This is a genomic window from Fictibacillus sp. BK138 (assembly GCF_004216955.1).
Classification (GTDB): Bacteria; Bacillota; Bacilli; order Bacillales; family Fictibacillaceae; genus Fictibacillus.
Map to the genome: position 1 here is coordinate 2,863,246 of NZ_SGXL01000001.1, position 10,343 is coordinate 2,873,588.

Genomic DNA, 10,343 nt, shown 5'->3' on the forward strand with positions numbered 1-10,343 from the left:
TTGCTTATTTAATCGAAAATACTTCTTTTTCAAGCAATTCTTCTGGTTTTTTACCGATTGGATCTTGGTGGAAATAGTCACGGATTACGCCATCTTTTAAATAGTTTGCGATGGATACCATGATCATCCCCTGATCCAGTGCAAGATACGCTTTTGCGATCTCACCCGTTTCAACATTGACTGAATCGTAAAAGCCATACGTGCTGTAAGTGTCTAACTCCTTTAATGCCTTGATGTTTTTACGAACCGCTTCCGGATCATAAGCAAGGGCGAGGAAGGAAGCATGAGCCGTTACTGTCGCGCCATCTTTGTATCCAGACGTTCCTAGTGGTGTTGCTGCGAATTCACTGTATCCGTCAGGTGTTGCTGCCGGCGAGAATCCCCAAGCAGGATACCCTTTTTCTTCTGCAAATGCCTGCTGAAGCTCAACGTGACGTGCGTTGTTCAATCCTAAAGCGTTCTTCCCTAAGTCTTTCTCTTTTAAAACGATTCCAGGCATAAGGCTTTCAAACATGCTTCCGCCCCAGCTCGGTACAAACTTTACTCCGTTGTATTCATAATGTCCTTCAAATACAGTAACTCCATCATAAACAGCATCATGTCCCTCTGGAGTTTGTGCCTGCCAATCCCACTCTTTCGGCATCGTACGGTACATCTTCCACCAGTGTTCGCTTGGAACATCACCTTTTCCGATGGAGATATAGCTTGCGACACGCGGCTCCGTATTGAACAGTCCGTAATGGTGATCCGTCAGTTTTCCTTGAGCAACATCATATCCACCGCGGAACTGGCCTACTTCTGGGTCGTATAAGGTCGTGTAATTCATGTTCTCAACCAGCTTGCTCGTTTGAGGGTTGAGTTCATCATATGCTTGTCCGACCACAATCAGACCAGCGGACAGCCAGCCGTTATCTACTTGAGAGATGAATTGTCCCCAGTCTGTTTTTAACGATCCATCTTTCGTGTTGTACCAGTTATAAAATAGTCCGTTCCATTTATCCAGTTTTTCAAGTGTGTTCAGCGTTACTTGAATTCTTTTTACTGCCTCATCCTTCGTTATAATTCCTAACTGCTGAGCAGAAACCGTACTCATCATGTACATTCCGATGTTCGTTGGAGATGTGTGTGTCGCATCCTTCTTACCATCTGCTGTATAACGTGTTTCGTCATACGTCATCCCTGTTACCGGATCTGTATGGTCTTGATAAAATTTATACGTTTTCTTTGCAATCGCTTTCAATTCCACCTGAAAAGCAAGGTCTTTCCCGAGATCAGCTGCTGTGGTTTTCGGTGTTACAAACAGGTTCGCAAAAAGACTAAATATTAAAAGAAAGCTTATTACCTTTGCTGGTTTCATAAGATGCTGCCCCTTTCAGTAATAAAATCACCGTTAATCGAAACGTTTCACCAACATTTTAACATGTACTGAGAACCAAGATAAGTACCTTTCACAAGATTCGGTCATTTGGTGTATATGAATCAAGAAGCGAACAGGTCAAAGGGATTATTAAATTGAAAATATAAGGAAAAATATTCGAAATACCTATCATAAGGAAATAAAAGGATGGAAGTCATCTTTATAGAAGAGATATAACAGACCTATGAAAGGAGTTTTTTTATGACCGAAAATACACTTCAAGATAAAATCAGCGTTCAACAGTTGGAAGAAATAAAGTTAGTAGGCTTTCGAGTTCTTTGTGATGGTGATCAGTACATAAACGAGATACCGAAAGCATCTCATGCATTACAAGATCGGATAATGGAAATTAAGCATATTATCTCACCTGATCATCAAATCGGTGCCTTTATTGTGGATGCCGATTCTGAAAATGAAGATGGGTATTGGGTTTGCGCTCAAGTCAATAAATATGAGGACATTCCTGAAGATATGGTCTCACTGACTGTTCCGCCGCAAAAATATGCGATGATCACACATGAAGGACCAAACCATGACATCAGAAACAGTTATGAAAAGCTGCATGAATGGATCATAAAAAATAACTATACAAGGGCACTTAATAGATGGCATATCGAGCGATTTTTGGATTATAAGAACAAAGATCAGCTAAAGGTTCAATTGTTCGATACGATATTATAATTAATATTTTATTAACGAATGGGGGCAAAAGATAGAAATGAAGGTACGTGAAGGGATTGTAAAAGGCTACAAAGAAATGAAAGTTCCCTATGCGTTTTTAAATAAATCTGAAAACCCAACAGGATTGGCAATCGTTCTTCCAGGCATGGGCTATACCGTTAAATCACCTATACTCCACTTCGCAACAGGGGCATATTTAAATAGGGGGTATGACGTACTGCATATAAACTATGAGTATCACACGGATCCGTATGACCACTTTACATTTGAGGAAGTAAAAAGTGCTTTGGCATCAGATGTGATGACAGTGCTGCATGAAGCTTTATATGATGAAGATTATAAATCTTATTATCTTGTAGGTAAATCCTTTGGATGTTTGGCGATGCCAGAAGCTTTAAACTTTGCCCCTTTGCAAAAGGCTAAAACGGTTTGGCTAACACCACATTTGAAAGAGAAAAATGTTTTCGAGACCATGTTAAATAGTCAAAATAAAGGATTATGTATGATTGGAGACAGGGATTCTTTCTACAATAAAGAAAGCCTAGAACAATTACAGACAAATAGAAACATAGACTACTTTATTCCCCCTGGAGCAGATCATGCACTAGAGATCGATGGTCAAACACTCGAATCAATCGATTTAGTTAAAAGAGTAGTAAAGATGATCAATGAATTTTAATAGAAAGGATACCTTCTATGAATTTTAAAATCAATGAAGCTATCGAGCTATTGGAACGCACACCTGAAACGCTCTCCTCCCTTCTAACTGGTCTTTCTTCTGATTGGTTAACTTGTAATGAAGGCGGTGACACATGGAACGTCCTTGAGGTTGTCGCTCATCTTATTGAAGGAGAAAAGGTGAACTGGATCCCGCGTATGAATATGATTCTGACAAAAGGTGAGGATTATACTTTTCCACCTTTTGATCGTTTTGCTCATTTATCTCAAAGTGAAAAGAACATAGAGCAGCTATTGCTGGAGTTTAAGCAATGCCGGGAAGAAAGTCTCGTAAAACTGAGAAATCAGCTTAGCAGTGTGACAGATTTTGAACAAACGGCCAGACACCCAGAATTCGGACCTGTTAGATTAAGAGAATTGCTCTCAACATGGGCGGTTCATGACTTAACGCACATCTCACAGATTACAAGGATCATGGCAAATCGTTATAAAAAAGACGTTGGACCATGGCAAGCCTACTTAAGTATTTTGAAATAAGATGAACGCTGTCAACTTGGCAGCGTTTTTTTATAAATCCAAAGGGAAATTATGGTTTTTGTCGAACTAATTAACTTTATTAGATAAAAGAGAGAGATATAAAGTTTGAGGGGGAAAATTTCATGGTTGTCTCTGTCCTGCGGCATGGGCTTAGTTTCTTGCTGCCTATAATCGGTGTTTTTTTTATTGGAGCACTGCCTTATTTGTTTTTTAGCAATGTACAAGGCATTGAGGCTGTTGCTCGGTTATTGCAATCTGGGGCCATTAAGAACGCACTGTTTTTAAATCAGGACCTTGGATTATTTTTTGATGCTTATCTTAACAAGATTGGTATATTGATGGGAAAAATCTTTACATTTTCAAATGTAGAATACTATGAAAGCCAGCAGGTGAAATACTTATTCCCTACTATATTACCTTATTTTTATTTCTCACTTAAATTGATTGTAAGTGCTTTTTTCCTTTCTGTTGGTGCAGCCATATTTTTCGCTTTACTTATTAAAAGTTTACCTGACAGAATTCAAAAAACGGTTCGCTTTTTCTTCTTTTCATTAGAATCTCTGCCAGATATTTTTTTAATAACGATGATTCAATACATGATTATCCTCGTCTACCGAAACACAGGGGAACTTCTTATGCCTATAGTTCATAGCAAACAAGAACCGATTTTCTTGCTACCTGTTCTTTGTTTAGCCATACTGCCTACATTGTTCATCGTGAGGACTTTGCTCTTTTTACTCGATGATGAAGATTCCAAAGTCTATGTTGAATTTGCTCGAGCAAAAGGAATAAAATATTCATTCATTCTTTATGTCCACATGTTAAGAAATTCCTTGATCAGCCTTTTTTATCATACAAAGACAATCTATTGGCTAATGATCTCAACGCTCTTTATTGTTGAATATATAATGGCGATCCCAGGTATCACACAGTTCATGCTTAATAATGGGCCTACAACGCCTGATGTGGTAACGGTAAGTGTACTGTTGATGTTCGTTCCATTCTATATCATTTTTACAGTCATCTCTTATACGATAAACTTTCGACTTGGTCGTAATGAAGAGGAGGCGGCATAGATGTCTGTATGGAAAAGCCCACTATTCTTGACCGGATTCCTTATCATTATCACACTTTTTTTCGGAAGCATTATTTATTCCTATTATGTACCCGACAAAGAAAAGCCTGTTATGCAAATTCGTTATGATGAAAATAACACACCGATCGATTCAGTCCCCATTGCACCGTTTGAGGAAATGCCACTTGGAACAGACCGGTTCGGTGTAAGTATGCTTCATAAAGTGCTCGATGGAGCGAAGTATACGTTAGGTTTTGCCTTTTTAATTGCATTTGCAAGACTATTAATCGGAACTTTGTTAGGTCTTTTGTTTAGTCAGCTGCCTAAATCCATACTTAGATTGCTAAACAAACTTTTCGAAGCATTCTATTATGCTCCTGCAACTATTATTGCTTATCTTATACTTTTTCCTGTGCTGCAGATTTTCACGTGGTCACTCCCACGTGATGAACAGACGATTTTTGCGATAACCATACTTGTTGTAATTGCTGTACCACCACTCATGATTACGGTAGCAAGCGAGACGAAAAAGTTCTTGGAAAATGAATTTATCTCTTCTGTCAAAGTACTCGGTGGCGGGAGATTTCATACTCTCTTTAAACATGTACTCCCATTTCTAAGGCCGCGTCTAGGAATCTTGTACAGTCAGCAACTAATCTCTACTCTTTTGCTCGTCGCTCATTTGGGGGTTTTAAAGGTTTTTATCGGCGGGATGGATATTATCACGCTAGAACCCCTTAGCAACAATACACTGCCCGTGTCCATGATTAACGAGTGGTCCAGTATGATCGGTGCTTATATATATGAGATTCGAGGCAATCTTTGGGTGATTTACACGCCGCTCGCTGCATTTGCCGTTTCGATCCTCGCGCTTAACTTCATGGTCGAAGCGATGAAACAACAGTATCTTGCTCAAGGTTCTTATACCAAAACACGCCGTCTCAGCCGTCGTAAAAAGATACAGCCTGTTCCTGCAAAAAAGCTTACCGAGGAACAATTTGAAAAGATCATGAAGACCGGGACTGATGGGTAAAAAGTTGATGGCTCGTGCGGAAGATTACCTGCATGTGCTTTTTTTACCAATATTTTGTCTGCCAGATGTCGAAAATTCGATAAATAAAAATTAACGTGGGATTTTGATTGCTTAACGTGGGATTATTTAAAATAACGTGGGTATTTTGAAATTAACGTGGGATTAACCATTTATTACCTTTTATGTGTCTTTTTATTTAGTCTATTTCATTCAATTGTCTCCCTCAAAAAGACACCAAAGAATTTACACCATACAAAAGGATGATTCCAACCGGAATCATCATTTTTTCTGCCTAATAAGCACCATCTGAATAGGTCAGCTCATAGCTATGGCTATAGATTTCAACTAAGTTACCGAATGGGTCTTCACAATACACCATTCGGTACGGTTTTTCTCCTGGATAGTATTCGCGGATCGGCATGCGCTGCTTTCCACCGTGTGCGACGATTTTTTCAACAAGTCCTTCAACATCGGGATCCTGCACACAATAATGAAAGATACCTGTTTTCCAATATTCAAAGTTATTTTCAGGCTTTTCATTGTTTTCGAATTCAAAAAGCTCGATTCCAATCTTATCGGATGTCGCCATGTGGGCGATTCGGAACTTCTTCCATCCTGGACCGAATACATCTGTACACATCTCACCGATCGGACTGTCATCTTCTTCTATAACGGTTGGCTGCATAATGGTATACCAGCCCATTACATCTTCATAAAATTTCACTGCTTTTTCTACATCAGGAACGGATAGTCCGATATGAGAAAAAGAACGCGGGTATCTCATCGTATCTCTCCTTTTACGGCTAGTCTGTAAAACAGTCTTCACAAAAGTCAAACTGTATAATCCTCTTTAAGACATGTTTCCTATGATAAAATAGGAATAAACAAAACGTAAAGAAATCAGCCTTATTACAGGAGGAAACGCGATGTCTGAACTAATAACAATGGCGCTCTACCAGCCACATGAGGGAAAAGAAAAACAGTTGACCGAAGTCTTAAAGATCCATATTAAAACGTTAGACGCAGAAAATCTAATTACTTCACGTGAACCCATTCGTGCTGTATCAGCAGATGGCACGGTCATTGAGATCTTCGAGTGGCGATCAGAACAAGCAAAAGATGCTGCTCACGAATCCCAAGTCGTGATGAAGGTCTGGAATGATATTATGGAAATTGCTGAAATCAAAAGCCTCTCGTCTCTAGAGGAATCGAAACATCCTTTTCCTAATTTTATGCCTTACGCGTTATAAAAAAGTAAAAAAGGGCATCCCCATGCCCTTTTTGCACGCTTAATTAGGTTCATGTTCTTTCATCCAATCTACTAAAGCGGCCGTTTCCTTCTTTCCGCCCTCAAACACGTAGTATTTCGTCGTTCCGTTGTCTTCCCCTTTAAGGATGATGTTTTTATGAGCTTCCCTATCATTCGGATACGGTATGAATAAATCAAGGTTTTCATTCTTATCATAAGGATTACTGTAATAAATATGGATATATTTTTTCAATGTGAATTTGTTTACTTCATATGCGGGCGATAACGTTTCTAGCCACGGATCAGCTAATGTTTGAATTTCATTATACGAATCCTTCACCCAATCAATTTTCGTATTCTTTAAATCAAAACCTATCGGCTGACTCCCGATTAGTGAATATACTTTTTCAAACACCGACCCAGAAACTTTACCGTCTATCGGTTCTTTTTTGGCAGAACATCCTGTAAATAGAATCGCTGAACATATCAGCGTACAGAATAATAAAAATCTAATTTTCATCCTCAGCACCCCTTTTAACGTTAGACGATATCTTTTCCAAATGCGTTTCACTTCAGAAAAACAGAAAGGAATGTTCCTCTTAAAAGTGGAATAAAAAGATATAAAAGGAGTGGTTTCTTGCTCAGTGAAGCCGATTTAAATATTATTTTCTATGTCTTGTTCCTTATATCTGGTCTGCCTCTAAGCTACAAATACGCTGCGTTTATGGTAAAGCATACTGGAATGGTTGTCCCACATTTTTTCATAAGCATAATGTTGAATCTATGTGTTGGGACTTTAGGGATCGTTGGATGGATTTATTTCGCACCGAAGATCAGCATATATTTTACGCTTGGTGGAATTTATCTTGGAGCCTGGATAACCGCTATTAGCTTAATCCTTTTAATAACCGTGCTATTGTTTAAAAGGAAATCCCTATTAAAAAGCTTTCAGCGCTGGATCTCAACATAAAAAACACCTTCCATACAGATCAGGAAGGTGTTTGTCATTCTTATGCGTTTACTTTTTCTTTTTCTAAATCACTTGCAGGTCCGAAGAATTCAAAATGAATATTTTCCTTCTTAATGTTAAACTTTTGCAGTGCATGATTGATTGCCTGCATGAAAGGAACAGGACCGCAGAAATAATATTCTGCTTCTTTATTTAATGGCAGCACTTTGCGAAGCCATTCTTCAGCAATATAGCCCGTCTGATCGTATCCAAAGTCCTCTTCTAATGGTTTTTCATAAACAAAATAAGTTGAGATGTTCTCAGCATCTTCTGCCACTTTTTTAACTTCCTCTTTTAATGCATGTGTCTGGCCGTTGATTGCCGCATGAATGAAAGTCACTTCACGGTTAGGCTGTTTTTCTGCCGCTGTTTTCAGCATACTTACCATTGGAGTGAGACCAACACCCCCACTGATCAGAATGGCTGGTTTCGCACTCTCAGTGTCTAAGTAAAAATCTCCTGCTGGTGCACTTAAATATAGAACATCTCCCACTTTTACACCTTCATGTAAATAAACAGATACAATACCGTCTGGAGAATTTAATCCCGCTTCTTTTTTTACAGAAATTCTATAATGCTCTTTTCCTGGTGAGTCAGATAAACTGTACTGGCGGATATGTGTGTTCGTTTCACCTGGAATCTCCATTTTTACACTCACGTATTGTCCAGGATTAAATTCGGGGATTTGGCCGCCATCTTGAGGTTTTAGGTAGAAGGATGTGATTACACTGCTCTCTTCCACTTTGTCAGCAACAACAAATGCTCTGAATCCTTCCCATCCGCCTTTTTGCTGTTCTGCTGCTTCATACATGTCACGCTCAACTCCGATAAATGCATCAGCGATCACGCTGTATGCTTCGGCCCACGCGTTGATAATTTCGTCTGTTGCAGCATCACCTAATACATCTTTTATTGCTTGCAGCAAATTTTCACCAACAATTGGATAATGTTCTGGTTTTACCCCTAAACTTCTGTGTTTATGAGCGATCTGCTTTACAACTGGAATGATCATTTCAAGCTTATCAATGTTGGCAGCTGCAGCATAAACAGCATTTGCAAGTGCTGCTTGCTGGCGTCCTTTTTTCTGATTTGCGTGGTTAAAAATATTTAAAAGTTCTGGATGCTTCGTAAAGAGCAGTTGATAAAAACGGGAAGTAATTGCTTCTCCGTGGACTTCTAATACAGGTACGGTTGACTTAATGATCTCAATCGTTCTTGCTTGTAACATGTCAATTCCCCCTCAGTTCTTTTTACAACTCTATCGTAAAAGAATTCGAGAGGTAGGAATGTGATTTAAATCACATTTCCTTTGGACGTTTTGTGAACAAAATCAGGTGTTAGCTGAACCTCTTAATATGATAAAATTGGAAAAAGCCATAAAGCGCTCGAAAGGATATCTCTCATGGAAATCATTCAAACACAAGATTATGAATTAGTAGCTAAACTTAATAAAAACGTTCAGGATGTCCACGTTGAACTTTTCCCTGAGTACTTTACACCTTATAACTTTGAACCAATTCGTGATTTTTATAAAGATATCATGAAAGATCCTGCCCAAATATTTTTAGTTGTAAAAGAAGAATCAAATCCAATCGGTTATGTATGGATGACCCTTCGCGATTCAGCAGAGACTCCGTTTAAAAAAGCCTCTAAATCCTTATACATCCATCAGATCAGCATCGATAAAAACAACAGCAATAACGGAGCGGGTTCACAAGTTATAGCTTATATCGAACAACTTGGAAAACAACTCGGTGTTAACAAGATCGAACTCGATTATTGGATTGACAATACGATTGCGAGAAACTTCTATAAAAAAACAGGATTTCTCGTTAACCGTGAAGTTGTACATAAAGAACTTATATAATATATAGGAGGTTAGGAAATGGCGCATCTGCTTGTCTATCTTTATAAGATCAAACCTGAAGCAAAAGAAAAGTTCCTGGAGATATCAGCGAAAACGAATAAAAAATTTCAGGAATATGGAGGAGTGACAGAGCAAATCTTTAGATTATCCCCCTCTTCAAAAAACTATGGAATATCATTAATTCCAGAGAAACTCGATGTAAAAGAGGAAGAGGAACTTTGGATTGGACTGCTGCGCTTCCAGTCAGAGGAACATGCCCGTATCACCATGGAAGACTTTGATTCTGACGAAGAAGTAAACGAGCTATTAAATGAGTTTGTTGCTCATGTTGCCCCTCTTGATCACATTTTGTTTGGAGAGTTTGTTTCAGAGCACACGACAATAAAACAGTAAAAGCTAGTATTTGTGTCCCTTTGCCTGAAATCACTAAAAAACATACTCCTTTTTAAGCAGACCACAACATCTGTAAAGCCCAACCTTGCAATCATTACCATACATTTTCTGTATTTTAGGTACTCAATAAAAAAGTAACAGGTGTTATACTGAAAATACTATTTTTATTGTAGAGGAGCTATTTGAGATGGAAGATACTCTAAAACTGATCCTTACCGAAATAAAAGAAATTCGATATGATATTAACGATATTAAAAATGTTCAAGGTGCTTTAACCTCTAATCAAGAGGAGTTCAGCAATCGACTAGGTACTCTTGCTTCTAAACAAGACTCTTTTGCTTCTAAACAAGAAGAGTTCAGCAATCGCCTAGATACTCTTGCTTCTAAACAAGACTCTTTTGCTT

Annotated in this window: 13 protein-coding genes; 9 read left to right on the plus strand and 4 right to left on the minus strand. The window is 38.5% G+C overall.

Annotated elements, in window-relative coordinates; translation table 11 throughout:
- Positions 1-4 precede the first annotated feature (4 nt).
- Positions 5-1,357, minus strand: a complete 1,353-nt coding sequence (locus EV282_RS14430) for a glucoamylase family protein (RefSeq protein WP_130296463.1) — start codon at positions 1,355-1,357, stop codon at positions 5-7.
- Positions 1,358-1,618: 261 nt separating this feature from the next.
- On the opposite strand from EV282_RS14430, the gene EV282_RS14435 reads away from it, so the two are divergent.
- From EV282_RS14435 to EV282_RS14455, 5 genes are all read left to right on the plus strand, one after another.
- On the plus strand, positions 1,619-2,098 hold the full coding sequence (locus EV282_RS14435) for a GyrI-like domain-containing protein (RefSeq protein ID WP_130296464.1): 480 nt from the start codon (positions 1,619-1,621) through the stop codon (positions 2,096-2,098).
- A 37-nt stretch (positions 2,099-2,135) separates the two neighbouring features.
- Positions 2,136-2,777, plus strand: a complete 642-nt coding sequence (locus EV282_RS14440; protein ID WP_130296465.1) for an alpha/beta family hydrolase — start codon at positions 2,136-2,138, stop codon at positions 2,775-2,777.
- Between the two features lie 17 nt (positions 2,778-2,794).
- Positions 2,795-3,313, plus strand: coding sequence for a DinB family protein (locus EV282_RS14445; protein WP_130296466.1), 519 nt, complete (start codon positions 2,795-2,797; stop codon positions 3,311-3,313).
- A gap of 122 nt (positions 3,314-3,435) precedes the next feature.
- Positions 3,436-4,389 carry an ABC transporter permease subunit gene (locus EV282_RS14450; protein WP_130296467.1) on the plus strand — a complete coding sequence of 318 codons (954 nt, stop codon included), beginning with the start codon at positions 3,436-3,438 and terminating at the stop codon, positions 4,387-4,389.
- Positions 4,390-5,421, plus strand: coding sequence for a hypothetical protein (locus EV282_RS14455; RefSeq protein ID WP_130296468.1), 1,032 nt, complete (start codon positions 4,390-4,392; stop codon positions 5,419-5,421).
- Positions 5,422-5,713: 292 nt separating this feature from the next.
- On the opposite strand, the gene EV282_RS14460 is transcribed toward EV282_RS14455, so the two are convergent.
- Positions 5,714-6,205, minus strand: a complete 492-nt coding sequence (locus tag EV282_RS14460) for a lactoylglutathione lyase family protein (protein ID WP_130296469.1) — start codon at positions 6,203-6,205, stop codon at positions 5,714-5,716.
- A 142-nt stretch (positions 6,206-6,347) separates the two neighbouring features.
- On the opposite strand from EV282_RS14460, the gene EV282_RS14465 reads away from it, so the two are divergent.
- On the plus strand, positions 6,348-6,671 hold the full coding sequence (locus EV282_RS14465; protein ID WP_130296470.1) for a hypothetical protein: 324 nt from the start codon (positions 6,348-6,350) through the stop codon (positions 6,669-6,671).
- 39 nt (positions 6,672-6,710) lie between these two features.
- On the opposite strand, the gene EV282_RS14470 is transcribed toward EV282_RS14465, so the two are convergent.
- Both EV282_RS14470 and hmpA read right to left on the minus strand, forming a co-directional pair.
- Positions 6,711-7,190 (minus strand): hypothetical protein, encoded by a 480-nt coding sequence (locus EV282_RS14470; protein ID WP_130296471.1) that lies wholly within the window; start codon positions 7,188-7,190, stop codon positions 6,711-6,713.
- Positions 7,191-7,680: 490 nt separating this feature from the next.
- Positions 7,681-8,907, minus strand: coding sequence for an NO-inducible flavohemoprotein (hmpA, locus tag EV282_RS14475; RefSeq protein WP_130296472.1), 1,227 nt, complete (start codon positions 8,905-8,907; stop codon positions 7,681-7,683).
- Between the two features lie 174 nt (positions 8,908-9,081).
- On the opposite strand from hmpA, the gene EV282_RS14480 reads away from it, so the two are divergent.
- From EV282_RS14480 to EV282_RS20330, 3 genes are all read left to right on the plus strand, one after another.
- Entirely contained in the window at positions 9,082-9,546 is a 465-nt protein-coding gene (locus tag EV282_RS14480) for a GNAT family N-acetyltransferase (protein ID WP_130296473.1), read from the plus strand.
- 18 nt (positions 9,547-9,564) lie between these two features.
- Positions 9,565-9,939 carry a hypothetical protein gene (locus tag EV282_RS14485; RefSeq protein ID WP_130296474.1) on the plus strand — a complete coding sequence of 125 codons (375 nt, stop codon included), beginning with the start codon at positions 9,565-9,567 and terminating at the stop codon, positions 9,937-9,939.
- A 187-nt stretch (positions 9,940-10,126) separates the two neighbouring features.
- Positions 10,127-10,343: hypothetical protein (locus EV282_RS20330; RefSeq protein WP_165389476.1), on the plus strand; the 217-nt coding region annotated here is incomplete at its 3' end.

What these genes read in the sequence shown, in the direction of transcription:
- EV282_RS14470 (WP_130296471.1), bottom strand. Translation starts at nt 7,190, where the DNA reads ATGAAAATTAGATTTTTATTATTCTGTACGCTGATATGTTCAGCGATT.
- EV282_RS14465 (WP_130296470.1), top strand. Translation starts at nt 6,348, where the DNA reads ATGTCTGAACTAATAACAATGGCGCTCTACCAGCCACATGAGGGAAAA.
- EV282_RS14430 (WP_130296463.1), bottom strand. Translation starts at nt 1,357, where the DNA reads ATGAAACCAGCAAAGGTAATAAGCTTTCTTTTAATATTTAGTCTTTTT.
- EV282_RS14450 (WP_130296467.1), top strand. Translation starts at nt 3,436, where the DNA reads ATGGTTGTCTCTGTCCTGCGGCATGGGCTTAGTTTCTTGCTGCCTATA.
- EV282_RS14460 (WP_130296469.1), bottom strand. Translation starts at nt 6,205, where the DNA reads ATGAGATACCCGCGTTCTTTTTCTCATATCGGACTATCCGTTCCTGAT.
- EV282_RS14445 (WP_130296466.1), top strand. Translation starts at nt 2,795, where the DNA reads ATGAATTTTAAAATCAATGAAGCTATCGAGCTATTGGAACGCACACCT.
- EV282_RS14435 (WP_130296464.1), top strand. Translation starts at nt 1,619, where the DNA reads ATGACCGAAAATACACTTCAAGATAAAATCAGCGTTCAACAGTTGGAA.
- EV282_RS14480 (WP_130296473.1), top strand. Translation starts at nt 9,082, where the DNA reads ATGGAAATCATTCAAACACAAGATTATGAATTAGTAGCTAAACTTAAT.
- hmpA (WP_130296472.1), bottom strand. Translation starts at nt 8,907, where the DNA reads ATGTTACAAGCAAGAACGATTGAGATCATTAAGTCAACCGTACCTGTA.
- EV282_RS14455 (WP_130296468.1), top strand. Translation starts at nt 4,390, where the DNA reads ATGTCTGTATGGAAAAGCCCACTATTCTTGACCGGATTCCTTATCATT.
- EV282_RS14485 (WP_130296474.1), top strand. Translation starts at nt 9,565, where the DNA reads ATGGCGCATCTGCTTGTCTATCTTTATAAGATCAAACCTGAAGCAAAA.
- EV282_RS14440 (WP_130296465.1), top strand. Translation starts at nt 2,136, where the DNA reads ATGAAGGTACGTGAAGGGATTGTAAAAGGCTACAAAGAAATGAAAGTT.